The sequence below is a fragment of the Paenibacillus sp. FSL R5-0766 genome (assembly GCF_037971845.1).
Taxonomy (GTDB): domain Bacteria; phylum Bacillota; class Bacilli; order Paenibacillales; family Paenibacillaceae; genus Paenibacillus.
Window position 1 is genome coordinate 5,662,091 of sequence record NZ_CP150227.1, and the last position, 16,761, is coordinate 5,678,851.

Consider the following 16,761-nt stretch of genomic DNA (forward strand, 5'->3'; position numbering starts at 1 on the left):
GGGACTCGCCTTCTTTCTATATAATAAATATATTTAAGAAGTGCCTTTTTGCTTACTCGCCTGCATCTGCTGGGCGAATCTCATCATCTCTTCAAACTCTTCCTCGGATACGGCGTCTCCATCAGTGCTTATGTCTTGTACAATCGGAATTTCGGGCTTGGCTTTGGTTCCTTTGCCGTATGTACGGGTACGGGTTCCAGCTGCACCAGCAGCCTGTTTGCCTTTGACCTTGGCCTGATCGCGAATATATTGCACAGCTTTCTCATATGAGTTTACCTGCTTAAGCAACATGTTGGAGGCAATGGCCTCAACGAAGTTACGGTTAATCCGCTGCTCTCCGCCGGTTACAAGTAATGCCATCAAATAATGAATGAGTACATTGATGACTTCTCCCGGCAACTTGTAGCTCAGATCAATTTTCTCAAATATATCGATCAGATTGTCCGGTACTGCGCCCGGGAAAAATGTCTGCAACAGACGTGTGTATGGCTCATTGCGCAACATCATATTGTATTGATGAATATCACACTTGGTCATAAATTGCGGAGGTACTTCGACGTAATATTCCATCTGCACTCCATGCTCAACAGGTGGTTCACCAGAGTCCTCTTTCCGTTCAGGCTCCTCCATATGCTGTCTCAGTGCCACGACCTTGGCTGCCTGTACAGTCTGTTGTTCATGACGCTTCTTCGTCTGTCTAAACTGCATGCTCGCCTTATGCTGGAGGTCATCCAGAATCAGCTGGCCCTGTGGACTGAAAATATCATCTTCATCCAGCAGTCGGCATACATCCTGCACACTGAGATTAAACTTGTTCACGACATAATTTACAATGCCTAGTTGTTCATGATCAAATCGCAATTGTTCTACATGACGACGATTGACCGACTCCCGCGGGAAACGCAAAATAATGTCGGCATAGTTCAAACTGTTTTCTTCCGCTGCATCATTCGTGCCTGTCCGCTGGGCCGTAGTTGATACTTCCGACAAAGCCTGCTCCAACTCGTAATCAATCACGTGGGTATTCAATTCAAATATATCGTAAAAGGGAACGGAAATATTCTCTTTATTGGCTGCCGGATAAGGCGCGTCCCCATTTTCCACTGCCGAGAAACCCGAACGCAGGGAAAGGACGGCGAATTTGCCTATCTTGTCACGAAGCAGCAGTGTCAAATGCTGTGTCCGGAAAAACTCTGCCGGAGAGAGCGGCGGTTGCAGCTCATATTCGTAGATGTAATCATCATTTTCCGGTATATATAGCCGTGAAGTCTGAAGTAGCCCCACTGCCTCAAGCTTGGATGTCTGCTCTAACAAATATTTGCGCCCTTTCTCACTTGGCTCTAGCCCAAGTGTCATGAACAGCCTCCGTTGCTGTTCAAGCGGCGAATAACCAACCTGTTCACCGGGAAGATGCTGAAACAACAGCCGATACAAGCCAACCGCAAAAGCACCTACCATGGGCTGATATGCTCCTGTAAGCATACGGTCATCCAGGGCGCTAAGTCCAAACTCCCTGTATACGCAGTAGCGATGATGTTCAGTATAATGGTGCAGATTCTTCATGCGCATAGCCTGATCTCCTTCTCCCCAAAAGTATGTTTATCTATTCTATCATAAATGTCTGATCATCAAATGCTCAAAAACAGGTAAAAAGATGGCCTGTTCTCGCTCCGTTTCGTCCTAGGTCGACATCATTCACGTTTTCGCCGAATTCAGCAAAATTCTAAAATAAAAATGTCGAGAGCCGCTAGAATACTATAAAAGCTGTAGCCGCAGAATACAAGGGAATATCTAAAGAGAATGTTCTCCAGATGTATATGAAGTACAAGTCTACAATAATCCTTCTAATAAAAATGAACAGCAAAAAAGCCTTCCCTTTGTACTCGTAAGCGTTTACGACAAAGACAAGACTTTCACGCGATTACAGTGGCACATGTGTTGCCTCTTTCCATCAATCTAAAACATTCTGTACCCACCCAAACGTAACTTCTGAATCGTCCAGCCACTGATTACCGCACCAGCCAGTCCAGCGATGCCCGTCATATAGTCTACAATCTGGAAAGAACCCAGATGTGACATCAGAGATGACGAATGATCCCATAGAGAGTACACAACAATAGGCAGAATTACAATGATGAACAGATAGGAAGGAAACCAGGTAGTCTTCATCAGCATGTTCAGAATGAAACCGATACCAAACATCATAACGAAAAATAATACCATCAATACCAACACAGGTATAAATTGCATCGGGCGACATTCACCTCTTCTTTCACACATTCAGGTTTCACTTCTGGATAGTAGTTAGTGTACCGCAAAAAATGTGGCGAAGCAACGAACTTTCTGGACAAATTTCCCTATATTTATACTCTGTTCATTTGCCCTTCTGCTTCATGTTGGGATACAATGTAAACGATAAAGCAATCACCCGTCCCTTATAGTGCGTGTTCAAAATCAAAAGCGGACTTTTTGAACAACCTCTTATAGGGATTTGGAAATATACCTTGCAGGAGGAACACAACCAATGAACGAAGCCGCATCAACACTGGAGGGCTGGTACGCCCTGCATGATTTTCGCTCGATTAACTGGGCCGCCTGGAAAGCAGCAGATGATGAAGAACGCGCTGTAGCACTGGACGAGCTTCAGGAATTCTGGAAAGAATGGAAAGAAGTCGAGGATTCATCCAAAGGAAGTACCGTTGTATATACGGTTGTAGGTCAAAAAGCAGACCTCGTCATGATGCACCTGCGTGAAACGCTGGAAGATCTGAAGGCTGTTGAGAACGCGTTTAACAAAACGATGTTTGCCCAATACACAACCAAATCGTATTCCTACGTCAGTGTAGTGGAACTGAGCAACTATCTTGGCAAAGAAGGCGAAGACCCGATGCAAAATCCGGATATTATCGCCCGTCTGAAACCTGTTCTGCCACAACGACAATACATCTGCTTCTATCCGATGAACAAAAAACGTGAGCTGAATGACAACTGGTACATGCTTTCCATGGACGAGCGTCGCACCATGATGCGCAGTCACGGCATGATTGGCCGCAGCTATGCGGGTAAAGTGAAACAGATCATTACCGGCTCTGTCGGTTTCGACGACTGGGAATGGGGCGTTACGTTATTTGCGGATGATGCACTTCAGTTCAAAAAACTCGTCTATGAGATGCGTTTCGATGAAGTTAGCGCCCGTTATGGCGAATTCGGTTCGTTCTATGTGGGAAGTCTGTTGAACGAAGGAACACTGGAAGACATGCTTAAGCTGTAAACATCATGCAAAGCACAATAAAGCACCGCGACACCTCCTGTAAAGGATATTGTCAGCGGTGCTTTATTATCTATCTATATTCTACTACCTCAAGCTTGATTTAGATCTATAATGTTTGAACTATTTATTTACACAAAATCGGAAAGGACAGAAAAAACCTGAAAAAGCGAAGCTACAAGCTTTCTGCAAGAAAGCTGCATCGGAAGCATATGCTATCACCGGATTTTCCCTTTAAAAAAGGGAATCAAAAAAATCTGGGGATAACAGCGATTGGAAGGTTATGTCTCTAATCCTCGTCCTCTTCATCTACCGCTTTCAGCGATTCGAGGAACTCGGCTGTGGCCCGATCACGGTCACGACCCTTCTCTTTAAGCCGCTCAATCGCAGGCATAATGAGAATATCCACTTCTTTCTGCACGATATAGGCCAGATCATACTGATCCTGTTCCTCCAGATAACCACCGACCTGCATCAGGGCGTTGTATCGATCCAGCTCTTCACGTGTTAGTAGTCCCCGGACCTGAACACTGCAATGTCTCATCCAAAAAACCGCCCTTTCTTCAGGACTAGCGGAATACCACCAATGATGAACAGATAACGCAGATCAACCAGCTTCTTCAACTGAGCTGCTTTCCAGCCCTTGTATTTCTTGCCGCCTACAACGGCAATGGCTTCACCTTTACCCAATGAGGCAACCGTGCCTTTGCTTGTAAATACAAAAGGTTGTGGCTGTTTCTTGCGAATGGATGCCACGACGTTCTTGGCGCAATTCACACCCTGCTGCATCGCAATCTGGGCTGTTGGCGGATAAGGCCGTCCTTCAGCATTGAACACAAGTGAATTATCACCAATGACATAGACATGCTCATGCCCTGGAGCACGCAAGTAGTCGTCTACTTTCACACGTCCTCGCATCACTTCAAGACCTGCCTGTTCCAGTAGTGAGTTACCGCGAATACCGCCGGTCCATACGACTGTAGCCGCATCGAGCTTTTCACCCTCACCCACAATAACCCCGTCCGGGAGACATTGCTTGATTGGAACACCAATCTTGAAAGTAACGCCCTTCTTCTTGAGCACATTCATCGCATGTTCTACCAATTCCGGATCAAATCCAGGCAAAGCCGAAGGTGCTGCCTCTACATTGTAGATATGCACGTGTTTCGGATTCACGTCGAACTCCTTGCACAGCTGTGGAATACGATCTGCAAGTTCAGCTACGAATTCAACACCACTGAAACCCGCTCCACCTACGACAAACCGAATACGATTTCGTTTGTTATCGTTTTTGTACATCGCAAATTGATATTCGATGTGTTCACGAATCAGTCTGACCGAGTTAATGCTGCGGATTGTCATGGCGTGATCGAGCATCCCCGGAATACCGAAGGTCTCAGGCTCACCGCCTAGTCCAATAATCAGATAATCATAGGATAACGTGCCGTCCTCCAGAATAATCTTCCGATCCTGCAGACGAATCTCCTTCACGGAAGACTTGACCAGATCAATCTTGAACTCATCAATCAGCTTGGAAATGGGCACTCTTGCATGCTCAATGGTATCCGTGCCGGCTGCCGGCATATGTAGATGTGTAGTAATATAATGATAATCATGCCGATTTACCAATGTGACGTCGGCCTCGTTATAGTTCAATTCCTTCTGCAGCCGCTGGGCTGTCAGAATCCCGCCATAGCCCGCGCCGAGGATGACGATTTTGGGAATACTGCTCATGTCTATACCCCTTCCGGTTTCACTTGCATCAGCCCGATCTTGGGTGAGATGCAAAATGCACATACTTACAAATATTGATGAGGTCTTGCCCATTATGACGACAAATGTTAACTTCGCGAATTTTATTTAAACGTTTGCATCAATTTCATAACTCACTAAAAATGGATTTTATGAAACTAGATATCGACGTATCGAACCGTTTTGATCTATATCTAGACTTGATTGAAGCAACTAAAGGGTTTATGAAATTGATACGTTTGCACGCAAGTTATCGTTTCAAGTTGTGAAATTAACCACAAGATTCTACAAAACACGGGATCTGTCTTCATATTACATATTGACTCTAAATTAGACAAAAAAACACATAGTACAGGTCAAGGATATCTGTATTTCTAGTAAAGATCAAGGTTTTTTTTGTTATTTTTCATAACCTTTCATTTCCAATTTCATCCTATTCTCATCTGATCTTCATCAATTGTTCCCAGTTTCGTGACGCCGCTAACTTTGCAACCCTGAATACACCGTTTATAATAGGAAAGACAGTTCAGCACCCATGCCGGTTACGATTTCCGTAGCCTGCACATTCTTTCTGTTAACTACCTATTAAAATATGAAAGGTGTTGTTGATTCTTGACTGCACAAAATTCCAGTCATGATATGACTGATTTACTTATTATCGGTGGAGGCCCTGCGGGTCTGTTCGCCGCGTTTTATGGTGGGATGCGTCAGGCATCCGTTACACTGGTTGAAAGTATGCCACAGCTTGGCGGACAACTTGCCGCTCTTTACCCGGAGAAATACATCTATGATGTAGCCGGATTCCCGAAAGTAACAGCTCAGGAACTGGTGAATAACCTCGTTGAGCAAATGAATCATTTTAACCCGAACATCCGCCTTGAAGAAAAGGTTGTATCGGTGGAGAAAAAGGATGAACAACATTTCATCGTGAAGACGGATGAGAATGAATATCATGCCAAAGCCGTCATTATTACAGCTGGTGTAGGTGCATTCGAACCACGTCGCCTGGAGCTTGAAGGTGCTGCCAAGTTCGAGAAGAGCAACCTGCACTACTTCATCAGTGATCTGAATGCCTTCGCTGGCAAAAAGGTACTGATCAGTGGCGGCGGTGACTCCGCGGTAGACTGGGCACTCATGCTGGAGCCTATCGCTGAGCAAGTGACGCTGATCCATCGCCGGGACAAGTTCCGTGCGCATGAGCACAGTGTCGAAAACCTGATGAATTCCAAGGTGAATGTCGTTACACCGACCGAAATCACGGAACTTCACGGAGATGACACGATTACCAAAGTAACCCTTTCCCATGTGAAAACCAAAGAAACTCAGGAAATCGAAGTAGATGATGTGATCGTTAACTTTGGATTTGTCTCTTCTCTCGGACCGATTGCCGAATGGGGAATCGAAATTGATAGTAACTCCATCGTTGTTGATTCCCGCATGGAAACATCCATTCCAGGAATCTTCGCTGCCGGTGATATCACAACATATCCGGGTAAACTGAAACTGATCGCTGTCGGATTCGGCGAAGCTCCAACAGCTGTCAACAATGCGAAGGTATACTTCGATCCGGATGCCAAGTTGTCCCCAGGACACAGCAGTAACATGAAACGCTAGTTTTGCTGAAATAACTATATTGATACAAAAAAGGGTATCTTACTCCTGAGTGAATCCATATCAGGAGGGATACCCTTGTCTTATATATGCCCGCTGTGTAACGGTCTGGTTGTACCGGAGCAGGCTTGCCCCCACTGCCTTCAGGGACTGTTAGAATGCGGCAAATTGGATGATTACACCGGACCATACAGCCCCTACGTATTCCAACCTTCCTCTGACACGGCAGACGAAGTCGAAAACGTTTGCAATCATGTGATGTACTGTCACCATTGTCAGACGAGCACGCCATGGCCAGTCTCACTATGGGACTTGTCCGGAAACCTGTAACATTGCCTGCAATGAGGATCTCTAGTGAAGAATGGCAGATACGTCGGTACCCAGTTTGCGCTTATGGATTTCTGCCAACAGCAGTGCGATGAAATCTCGTTCGAGATTCAACTCAATCGCTTTATGGTAGGAATCCAACAACATCTCATCGGATAACATAGCCATTTCCCGCCACAACCTTTCCTTTTTTTTCCTCAAAACTATCATATCAGAGATTCATATAGAGAACAAGCGTTCTTGTTATCCACAACGATATGTGGAAATCCTGTGCATAGTTTGTTGATAAATGGAAAATATATAGAGTAATCAACATGTATAGTGTGGACAATATTTATGCACAGGAAGTTTGTACTACTGTCAGAACGTTTATCAGCGTATTTTTTTGGAATAAATTCATAGTTTCAAGACTTGTTGCGAGTAAATTACCCCGTAATGTAAAATTTCAAACGGTTTTCATACCGTTTTCTTCTATATATTATCGGTTTTTTCTTGGATTTTCTTGAGCTTTCCCATTCATTTTCTATTGGGGTCTGGTATTCACTTCCAAAATCCAGATCTTGCCTGAATAATCCAGTCCATAATCAAATCCAAGCTGACCTACACCAGGGAACTGACTTTCCATAATGTACGTACATGTCAGTGTAAGTGAACGCATCTCCCGGCGTTTGTGCCGACCGGATATATGTGGCAGGGATAAACCAAGAGCTCGCCTTCCGGATAACATGGTGCCACCCTTGCTCAGATTCGTCACACAGAGCCCGGGACGAGCGAGTCGTCCTACTAAAGAACGGAATACCCAGCCTCGTTCGGTTTTGACAACTTTAACTCTGTAATCAACAGGTCTCCCTTGAATCGTTGCCAGATGAATGCCTTGCTGGATCAAGTACTTGCGTCTAGCCTTTACACGCACCAGAGAGCGATACATCAGACTGAAACTGGCGAAAGAACGGGTCGTTTTCATATGGGTGTATCGATAAGCCCCACCGCTCGCCGATACCCGGATGACACCGTAACCTCCACCACCGACAATAGGTTTGACATACACCATTCCATAACGACTAAGCATTTGCAGCAGATTACCCGAGTTGAATGCCTTGGTCTGTGGGATATGGACAGCAGCTACCGGGTATTTCATCAGAGCCGCTGTCTTCCGCCATTTGCTTGCAAGTTGTCTCGACATGGGTTGATCTCCTTCCTTGAAACAATAGTCCTTCCTTATACATACTCAACAGAAGCCTTGCTTTCTTGGATGTCTGTCCACGGCAAAGGCCCCTTTTCCATGTAACCTGTCCCAGGGGTGATGGCGGAAACGGGAACAAGCGCCCGGTTTGCTTTTCAAACAAGTCAATCTGTCGTATGCTACTAAGGAATGGCTTGGAAGGGCTTAAATATGAGGATCTAAGGAGCGTTAAGAACAAATGGAAGCATTTTTCAAATCACTTTATGGTGTAGCCTATTTTGCAATGTCGATCGTTCTGGTAGCTGTTACGGTACTTCTCTTTGTCACAGGTATTCGACTGTTTATGCAAAAGCGTAATCGCGGCTTTGCCGTGAGTTGTCTTATATTTGCCTGTTTCATCGTCTTTATCATTGTTGTTATGTTAACTACGCCCTTCTCTGCCACACCGCCGGGTTCACCGGAAGCCATGGCTACCCTTCTTCACTTCGGGTAGTTGAACCTCTGTAGAAGGAGATGCTTATGACACGTACTAATGAAACCTTAGGAATTATTGATATCGGCTCGAACTCCATTCGTCTAGTTATCTATGAACTGGATCAGGACGCAGCCTATCGCATCATTCATGAAGACAAATACGCCGCTCGTCTGAGCAGCGTTGTTGAGTCCGATGGAACCATTCTGCGCCATTCTCTGGATAAAGCCATCACCATCTTGAGTCAATTCAAAGCGACCTGCGAAGCGTACCAGACCAAACTGATTCGCGCAGCAGCTACCGCAGCTATTCGTAATGCAAGCAATGTCCTGGAGATTATTGAATGGCTGGAGACAGAGACGGGGCTTACCATTGAATGTGTATCGGGAGATCGGGAGGCCTATTATGGGTTCCTTGGTGTCACTCAATCCATTGATCTGGCAGACGGTTACGTCGTGGATATTGGAGGCGGCAGCACAGAGATCACGGTCTTTCGGGATCGGAAAAGGTTACATAGCATCTCCCTCCCTATTGGTGCAGTGAATTCACATGCCCGTTACGGGGGCGAAGATCAGTGGACCGAGGAAAATGCAAATGCATTATGCAACGAAGTCATTGAGGCTCTCCGTGGACAGGATTGGATTCGTGAGCATCCCGGTCTGCCACTCATCGGACTTGGTGGCACAATGCGTACACTCGCCAAAGTGGAACAGAAGCGTACCCAGTATTCTTTGCCTGTCAGCCATCATTATGAGATCAGTGAGGAAGCGATGGAGAACATTGCTCGCTCCTTGCCACATCTCACCTCGGCACAGCGCAAAAAGGTACCTGGGCTCGCCAAAGATCGCGCAGACATCATTGTGCCCGGCGTACTGATCCTGCGAACCGTCTTCCAGTTAATACAGGGAGATCGTTATGTGGTTAGTGGTGCGGGTCTACGAGACGGGTTGTTGCGTGATTACATGGCTGGAGGTCAGCCGGTCGTTCCGGACGCGCTGAAGGACAGTATCCGCAACTTTATCCATTTTGGTCCGCCTATTCCAGAGAAACGTCTGCAACGGATTCATCAGGATACGGTTACTCTGTATACGGCATTACAAGGTACCCCTCCTGATCAAGCAGATGCCCGAATCCTGTATGCATCCTCCATGCTGCACATGGCAGGTAAACAGATTAACTATTTCCGTTATACACAGCACTCGGCCTATTGGATTATGAATTCGAGCATTTATGGACTTTCTCATCGGGAGACCATTCTAAGTGCCAGTGCAGCTGATTATCATCCCAAAAAAAGAACGCCCCAGCTGCTGAATAAGCACCGGGACATTCTGAAAAACTCGGATGAGCGGCATGCTCATCGTATTGGCTCTCTGCTGCGCGTAGCGGAAGCCATCAATCGATCCGAGAGCATCGCTGCGATCAAAGCAACAAAAGAAAACGACTCGCTGCAGGTGCAATTCACCTGTACAGCTGAGCCGTTACTGGAACTTGATGGCCTGGAAGAGGCCGTCAAGGATCTGAAGGAAGCCTGGGGAGTTACGTTAACGCACTCCATTCAGCAGGCTTCCAAGGGATAATACCCATGGCCTCCGTCTGACTTCTCAGCGGGGGCTTTTCATTTTCTACAAATACATAATTGCCACCAGGCATAAGTTGTCTCGCTTTGACATTATCCATAAGGGACAGATTAAGGATATCCACCAGCATTTTCTTCAGCTCTGGATCAAATACGGGACACATCAGTTCAATTCTTCGATTCAGGTTACGTGTCATCCAGTCTGCACTGGAGATGAATACATCGGGGTTGCCGCTATTTTCAAAATAAAACAACCGTGAATGCTCCAGAAAACGATCCACAATGCTAATGACCCGAATATTCTCACTGAGCCCCTCTACCCCCGGACGCAGACAACATACCCCACGCACAATCAGATCGATCTGCACGCCGGCTTGAGAAGCCTCGTACAATTCATCAATCATTTCCTGATGGGATAAGGAGTTGATCTTGGCAATGATTCTGGAAGGTTTGCCTTTCAGTGCATGCTCAGTTTCTCTACGAATCAGTGCAAACAGCTCATCCTTCATACCATCCGGAGCTACGCGGAACGCCTGCAATGCCTTCGGACCGGAGTATCCGGTAATCTCATTGAACAATTCGGATGCATCTTCCCCAATAATCGGATTAGAGGTGAACAGTCCCACGTCCGTATACACTTTGGCTGTACTCTCATTATAGTTACCGGTTCCTACATGAACATAACGTCTCAGCCCCTGCTGTTCCCTGCGTACAACAAGAATGATTTTGGCATGGGTCTTCAGTCCAACCAGTCCATATACCACGTGACAACCGGCTTTCTCCAGCTTACGCGCCCAAGCAATGTTGCGCTCTTCATCAAACCGGGCTTTCAGTTCCACCACCACCGTGACCTGCTTACCACTCTCAGCGGCAAGTGCAAGTGCCGGAATAAGGCGTGAATCGCCATTGACCCGATATAATGTCATCTTGATGGCCAGAACTCTTGGATCTTCCGAAGCCTCCAATATAAAATCAGTGACTGGTTCAAACGATTCGTACGGATGATGCACCAGTACATCGCGTTTGCGCAGTAGCTCAAAATGACTTTCTCTTGGCAGAAACTCAAGTGGGTAGACTGGCTTCACCGGACTGTATTTCAGATGTGAGAAACTTTCCAGACTGTCTACGAATCCCGCCAGAAAACTCAGATCAAGTGGTCCATCAATTTCATATACTGGGTCCTGAATATCAAATTCATCCTGCAATTCTAATAAAGCATCCGGACGAAAATCCTTACACACTTCCAGTCGTACAGGAGCCCCGCGGCGTCTGCGGCGCAATTCTTTTTCAATAGCCTCAAGCAGATCTTCCGCTTCTTCTTCATTAATAAACAGATCCGCATTACGGGTCACTCGGAATTCCTGTGCAGCAAGCGAGATATATCCGCTGAAGAGCGTATGGATATGATGTTTGATAAGGTCTTCAATCAGTATGAATGTTTTCTTTTTGCTATTCGCCCGAATGGGAGCCTGAACTACCCGCGGCAGATTGGAAGGCACCTGAACAATAGCCATAAACGGCTCGCCCTCTTGCTCCCCTTCCTTCTGTAACATCACGGACAGATAGACAGACTTGTTGTGTACCAGTGGGAACGGACGACTCTGGTCAATCGCCATCGGTGTGAGTACCGGAAAAATAATTTCATGAAAGTACTGGTCCATTGCGCGCTGCTGTGTCACATTAAGATCTGTATATTCCTGAATGTTCACGCCTTTCTTGGCGAGTAGACGAATGAGTTCACGATACGTTTTATACTGTTCGGCGACCATGGTCCCGGTTCGTTTGATCAATCTGCGATACAATCCTGAAGGCGTGTATCCTGTAAAATCTTTTTGCGTGAATCCGGCCTTGATCTTCTCTTTTGTCTCCGCCACCCTTACACTGACGAACTCGTCCAGATTACTAGCGACAATGCCGAGAAATCTCATGCGTTCCAGCAGAGGCGTTGTTGGATCCTGGGCCTCCTGAAGTACGCGCCGATTAAATTCAACCCAACTCAAATCACGATTAACGTAGTTACCTGTTTTGACGTCTCTATGCATGTATGGCCTCCGAATGTGTTGCATATCTATTCTTGGTTAGAAGTTCTCATATAATTGTACTATTCGTAATCAACATCAAGCGTCAGCGCAGTGTAAACGCTACGTAAAATTTATGTAAATGATACCTCATGGCCGCAACTTTTTCCATCCCTTTACAAAGGTCAATAGACAGAGTAAAGTGAAGTACAGTGTGATTTGGTCCGGTTGCTTGTTCTCATTCCAAATATAGTTGATTAAAGGAGTATATAATGAAATCCAACAAACCTAGAACGTTACAAAAAAATATAGAGTTTTTCACGGCTGCACTATCTCAATGTATGGTAAGCGCGTGGCAGGAAGACCCGGCTGGTGTCTATTGCGAGGTCGGTTGTGGCATTGTGGAGCGGATCAGTGAAGACAGTGTGCGCATCCGAAACAATGACGGAACCAAGAGCCATTATGCACGAGATATCACGATGTTCCAGACTGAAAAATAATTTTGCTTAAATGAATCAATTTCATAATACCTTTAGCTGCTTCAATCAAGGCTAGATATAGATCAAAACGGTTCAATTTGTCTATATCTAGTTACATAAATCCATTTTTAGTGAGTTATGAAATTGATTTAAATACGTAAAAAAGACTAGCTTTCCCAAACAAGGTGTTGTATACTCTTGCCACAAGGAAAGGAGGTGCGTCAACATTTCTAATGTCATGTTGAACGTGTCCCTTACCCGATCCACTAGCTCAAATTAAAAGAGTCCGGTGGAGGCGCGGGATACGGATCAATGTTTCAAAAAGCGCCACGGGTAGAAAAGCCGTCTTCGGACGGCTTTTTGTTTTCTCTTTTTCTGTAGAGAGGTTGAGAAAACACCCAAAATATTGGAAATGGACCCTTTAGTAGAGCAAACCAGGATGGCTATAATTAGGATGCAACTCAACCTAAATCCGAGGAGGCATCTTGTAATGTTAAAAAATGTAAGGGGTTTCAAGACATCCATCATGTTGGCTTTTGTTTTGTTATTCACCTCCATCATGTTGCCCGCAGGTCAGCATGCCAGCGCAGCACCAAGTTTCGCCAAAGGAGCCGACATCAGTTGGGTTCCCGGAATGGAAGCCCAAGGTTACAAATGGAAAGATAAAAACGGCGTACAGCGCGACATCATTGATATTTTGAAAAAAGACTATCAAATCAATTCCGTCCGCATTCGGGTATTCGTTAATCCTTCGAATGATTATGGGAACGGTTACATGAATAAGGATCGTGCGGCTGCACTCGCACAACGTGCCAAAAATGCCGGCATGAGTGTAATGCTCACCCTGCACTACAGCGATTCCTGGGCAGACCCTGGTCAGCAAACTAAACCTGCTGCCTGGAAAAACTATACGTTCCAACAGCTCATGGATGCGGTATGGAACCACACTCGTGAAGTTATGACGGCGATGCAAAGCAAAGGCGTTACCCCGGACTGGGTACAGATCGGGAATGAAACAAGTAACGGCATGTTATGGGAAGATGGCAAAGCATCCACCAACATGAAAAACTATGCGTGGTTGGTGAACACAGGCCATAACGCAGTGAAATCCCTGAGCAGCGGCACCAAAACGATTGTGCATCTGGCAGGTGGGGATGATAACGCCCTCTATGTATGGAATATTGGTGGTTTGATCAATAACGGAGCTAACTTTGACATGATTGCCATGTCCCTCTATCCTTCAGCTTCGGGCTGGAACACCGCTGTTACAAATACGGTAAATAACGCCAAGGATATGATTAACCGTTATGGTAAAGAGATCATCATCTCCGAAATTGGCATGGACAATAACCAGGCTGCAGCTGGTAAAAGTTTTGTTGCTGCGATGAAAAACCAAATTCGCAATCTGCCAAATGGCAAAGGTAAAGGTGTATTCTACTGGGAGCCTCAGGCTACACCAGGATACAACAGTGGATATGGTAAGGGCGCTTGGCAGTCGAATATGATGCCAACTGTTGTCATGGAAGGATTTATTGACTAGAACACGGAGAGGTTAGAAGTGTGGGCTTTGGGGAGCAGCGTGGTGGCGTTCCGGTGGCGGATCGTTCTTATGATCGCTGTTATCCCCAGATTTTTATGAATTCCCCTGATAAGGGGAAAATCCGGGGATAAAGGCGAACGCTCCGCTTCTTCAGAATCGATTCCGCCCCCTCCACTACGTTGCTGCTCCTTGAGACACTTCTAAAACCGTGTGTAGTCAAATGGTAAGTAGTAAGGTAAAACAAGAGCTTGAGGCGCTGTTCCCGGGGGGATTAGCGCCTTTTGGCGATGAAGTGCATTGAGGGGGCAGCGTGGTCGGCGTTCCGGGGGCGGATCGGGCACTCCTAAAGCGTGTCGCAATCAATCGAGGAGGGGTGCATCACTCGGGCTGGAGACTGATGTTCTTTTGGCTTATATATGAATATAATAAGTTAATTGAGATAACACATAGGATCAACTTCTAATTGGAGAGGAGGCATAAGGATGAGTTTTTTAAAAGGGTTCGGTCAGTTAGCTGGGGAAGTTACCGGAAAAGTGTTGGGCGGCAGTGTAAGGGTTGTTGGTGAGATTGCGGGAAGCCCCTTTATCAAAGAAATCGGAAATGGCGTAGAGAAAGCCACGATTAATACAGGCAAAACCGTGGGACAACTGGCTAGCGGGACATATGATCTTGCCAGTGGTGCAATTCGAAAAGATGATACCGCCATAGACGCGGGGCTTGCCGATATTGGAGGTGCTGTAACCAATACTGCAAAAGGTGTAGCGATATCAGCCAAATATGTATATAACAGCGGTAAAGATGTTGTTGTGGGCATGAAAGAGGAAGATAAGGATAGAGTGAAGCTTGGTGCCAAGAATCTTTTAGCTACTGCTGCGGTAACAACACTCGCTGTCGGTGTCATTGATGCAGTTGATGGGGCTGAAGGTGTGGATACGTAGGGATTTGGATTAGATCACCAATAACACAACAACTGAAGAAATACAGCCTAGCAGGGCAACCAAAATATGGAGACAACTAAATGAGATTTTTTCAAGTAAAATCCGTTGTCTCTTCTGAATTAAACACGAGTAGATGAACACCGTTATCACAGCGGGCAGATATAAATGAAGATCCGGACCATCCGTGCTTGGTAATAGTTTATTAATATATCTGCCTATCGTCTCGTTGAACATCATGAGCCCATATATACTACCGATTATTGCTGAAACTGCAAACTGAAATAGTATCTGAACTACAGCATTCTTTACAAAGAATGGTTCTCGTTTGCGGTAACGGTTATTAACCATCATATATCTTTCGCCTCCTCGTTTTTCTATTACTCTTTTTGGTTACTATTTTTGATTACTACTCCTGTATTTTACCATAATGTTGATCAGCCTTCCTTTTTAGTTTTTATCGACCTAACGCTCCCCCACAAACAAAAAATTGCCCTCTCCACCTCATTGGCGGGAAGGGCAATTATGGCGATACCATATACATCCGTTCAGCTTACCTTAGCGAGTCTCGTAGCACGTATCGATGCGGCAGCGTATACGATAAGCGCTGTCCAGATGAGTGCGAAACCAACAAGCAGAACTGGCGAGACCGTTTCCTTGAACACAAACACACTCAGGATCAGCATAATTGTTGGCCCAATATACTGTACAAAGCCGAGTGTGGACAATGACATTCGAGCAGCCGCCCGTGCAAAGAACAGCAGCGGCAACGCCGTCACCACACCGGAAAGAAGCAGTTCGAAGAACATCGGCGCAGGCAACGTCCATGCCGTTGCTTTTCCTACTATTGCTAAGTAGATCCAGTAGCCCAGTGCAACGGGCAGAACTACAGCTGTCTCCGAAAATAAACCCACAGAAGCATCTTGCTTGATCTTTTTCTTCGCCAGACCGTACAAGCCAAATGACACGGCCAATGAGATCGCAACCCATGGGAAACGTCCGTAGTCGATAGCGATGATAAGGACTGCGACACCAGCGATGGCAATCGCGAGCCATTGTCCACGGTTTGGCTTTTCATGAAGGAAGACAACCGCCAGCAGCACATTCAGTAACGGGTTCAAATAATAGCCCAGACTTGTCTCAACGACATGACCATTGTTAACTGCCCAGATGAAGATAAGCCAATTAATAGCAATTAACAGCCCACTCGCGGTAAGGGACAGCAGGGTCGAACGACTGGTCAGAATGCGCTTCATGTCACTCCATCGACGTTGGACGGCAACGAAAATCCCCATAAAGACAAATGACCAGACAACCCGGTGCGATAAAATCTCGCCTGCCGGTACATTTTCAAACAACTTCCAATACAGCGGGAGAACGCCCCACATGATATACGCAATGATCGCGTTGATTAATCCATTATTCATAACTGTATCCCCTCTTATTGCTCTGATATCTCAACGGATTATACGCCTCGATCCTCGTTTAAGTAAAGGGGGTACTAGGTCATACAGGAGTCCATGCCTAGTTCAAATGACTTTTTCTTTGAGCAAAAGCTTAACGTTTAGCGCAACCAAATTATACTTTGCGCTTTTTCTTT

The 16,761-nt window shown here is 45.9% G+C and carries 16 protein-coding genes; 8 read left to right on the forward strand and 8 right to left on the reverse strand.

The features are described 5' to 3' along the window. Positions 1-33: 33 nt before the first annotated feature. Together MKY66_RS24515 and MKY66_RS24520 are read right to left on the reverse strand one after the other, a co-directional pair. Positions 34-1,569 (reverse strand): helicase DnaB, encoded by a 1,536-nt coding sequence (locus tag MKY66_RS24515; RefSeq protein ID WP_076211072.1) that lies wholly within the window; start codon positions 1,567-1,569, stop codon positions 34-36. Positions 1,570-1,956: 387 nt separating this feature from the next. Continuing rightward, positions 1,957-2,250, reverse strand: a complete 294-nt coding sequence (locus MKY66_RS24520) for a YuiB family protein (protein ID WP_076211070.1) — start codon at positions 2,248-2,250, stop codon at positions 1,957-1,959. Between the two features lie 274 nt (positions 2,251-2,524). Here MKY66_RS24520 and hemQ point away from each other — a divergent pair, with 274 nt between their 5' ends. After that, the gene (hemQ, locus tag MKY66_RS24525; RefSeq protein WP_036605768.1) at positions 2,525-3,271 is read left to right on the forward strand and encodes a hydrogen peroxide-dependent heme synthase; all 747 of its coding nucleotides are present in this window, start codon (positions 2,525-2,527) and stop codon (positions 3,269-3,271) included. A 286-nt stretch (positions 3,272-3,557) separates the two neighbouring features. Here the strand turns inward: hemQ and MKY66_RS24530 are convergent, their stop codons facing one another. Both MKY66_RS24530 and MKY66_RS24535 read right to left on the reverse strand, forming a co-directional pair. Continuing rightward, on the reverse strand, positions 3,558-3,812 hold the full coding sequence (locus MKY66_RS24530; RefSeq protein WP_017692433.1) for a hypothetical protein: 255 nt from the start codon (positions 3,810-3,812) through the stop codon (positions 3,558-3,560). After that, positions 3,809-5,002, reverse strand: coding sequence for an NAD(P)/FAD-dependent oxidoreductase (locus tag MKY66_RS24535; RefSeq protein WP_036605766.1), 1,194 nt, complete (start codon positions 5,000-5,002; stop codon positions 3,809-3,811). Before MKY66_RS24535 ends, MKY66_RS24530 begins: the two co-directional genes overlap by 4 nt. Before the next feature lie 630 nt (positions 5,003-5,632). On the opposite strand from MKY66_RS24535, the gene MKY66_RS24540 reads away from it, so the two are divergent. Together MKY66_RS24540 and MKY66_RS24545 are read left to right on the forward strand one after the other, a co-directional pair. Next, entirely contained in the window at positions 5,633-6,634 is a 1,002-nt protein-coding gene (locus tag MKY66_RS24540) for an NAD(P)/FAD-dependent oxidoreductase (RefSeq protein ID WP_036673343.1), read from the forward strand. Between the two features lie 75 nt (positions 6,635-6,709). Further along, positions 6,710-6,961 (forward strand): hypothetical protein, encoded by a 252-nt coding sequence (locus tag MKY66_RS24545; RefSeq protein WP_074096361.1) that lies wholly within the window; start codon positions 6,710-6,712, stop codon positions 6,959-6,961. A 21-nt stretch (positions 6,962-6,982) separates the two neighbouring features. Here the strand turns inward: MKY66_RS24545 and MKY66_RS24550 are convergent, their stop codons facing one another. Together MKY66_RS24550 and MKY66_RS24555 are read right to left on the reverse strand one after the other, a co-directional pair. Next, the gene (locus MKY66_RS24550) at positions 6,983-7,126 is read right to left on the reverse strand and encodes a sporulation histidine kinase inhibitor Sda (protein WP_017692430.1); all 144 of its coding nucleotides are present in this window, start codon (positions 7,124-7,126) and stop codon (positions 6,983-6,985) included. 355 nt (positions 7,127-7,481) lie between these two features. Continuing rightward, entirely contained in the window at positions 7,482-8,141 is a 660-nt protein-coding gene (locus tag MKY66_RS24555) for a YheC/YheD family protein (protein ID WP_076211068.1), read from the reverse strand. Between the two features lie 238 nt (positions 8,142-8,379). Here MKY66_RS24555 and MKY66_RS24560 point away from each other — a divergent pair, with 238 nt between their 5' ends. Together MKY66_RS24560 and MKY66_RS24565 are read left to right on the forward strand one after the other, a co-directional pair. Then, positions 8,380-8,634, forward strand: a complete 255-nt coding sequence (locus MKY66_RS24560) for a hypothetical protein (RefSeq protein ID WP_076211066.1) — start codon at positions 8,380-8,382, stop codon at positions 8,632-8,634. A 26-nt stretch (positions 8,635-8,660) separates the two neighbouring features. After that, positions 8,661-10,190 (forward strand): Ppx/GppA phosphatase family protein, encoded by a 1,530-nt coding sequence (locus MKY66_RS24565; RefSeq protein WP_076211064.1) that lies wholly within the window; start codon positions 8,661-8,663, stop codon positions 10,188-10,190. Here the strand turns inward: MKY66_RS24565 and ppk1 are convergent. Beyond that, positions 10,150-12,231 carry a polyphosphate kinase 1 gene (ppk1, locus tag MKY66_RS24570; protein WP_036605760.1) on the reverse strand — a complete coding sequence of 694 codons (2,082 nt, stop codon included), beginning with the start codon at positions 12,229-12,231 and terminating at the stop codon, positions 10,150-10,152. The two genes, MKY66_RS24565 and ppk1, sit on opposite strands and share 41 nt — an antisense overlap. A 248-nt stretch (positions 12,232-12,479) precedes the next feature. Between ppk1 and MKY66_RS24575 the strand changes: the two genes are divergently transcribed. The 3 genes from MKY66_RS24575 to MKY66_RS24585 all read left to right on the forward strand — a co-directional run bounded on the left by MKY66_RS24575 (position 12,480) and on the right by MKY66_RS24585 (position 15,164). Continuing rightward, a complete protein-coding gene (locus tag MKY66_RS24575) occupies positions 12,480-12,707 on the forward strand; it encodes a hypothetical protein (protein WP_017692425.1) in 228 nt (75 codons plus the stop codon). Positions 12,708-13,212: 505 nt separating this feature from the next. After that, positions 13,213-14,226 carry a glycosyl hydrolase 53 family protein gene (locus tag MKY66_RS24580; protein ID WP_051446931.1) on the forward strand — a complete coding sequence of 338 codons (1,014 nt, stop codon included), beginning with the start codon at positions 13,213-13,215 and terminating at the stop codon, positions 14,224-14,226. 482 nt (positions 14,227-14,708) lie between these two features. Continuing rightward, complete coding sequence (locus tag MKY66_RS24585; protein WP_076211062.1) at positions 14,709-15,164, forward strand: hypothetical protein; 456 nt, start codon at positions 14,709-14,711, stop codon at positions 15,162-15,164. A gap of 545 nt (positions 15,165-15,709) precedes the next feature. Here MKY66_RS24585 and rarD read toward each other — a convergent pair. After that, on the reverse strand, positions 15,710-16,588 hold the full coding sequence (gene rarD, locus MKY66_RS24590; protein WP_076211057.1) for an EamA family transporter RarD: 879 nt from the start codon (positions 16,586-16,588) through the stop codon (positions 15,710-15,712). Positions 16,589-16,761: the final 173 nt, after the last annotated feature.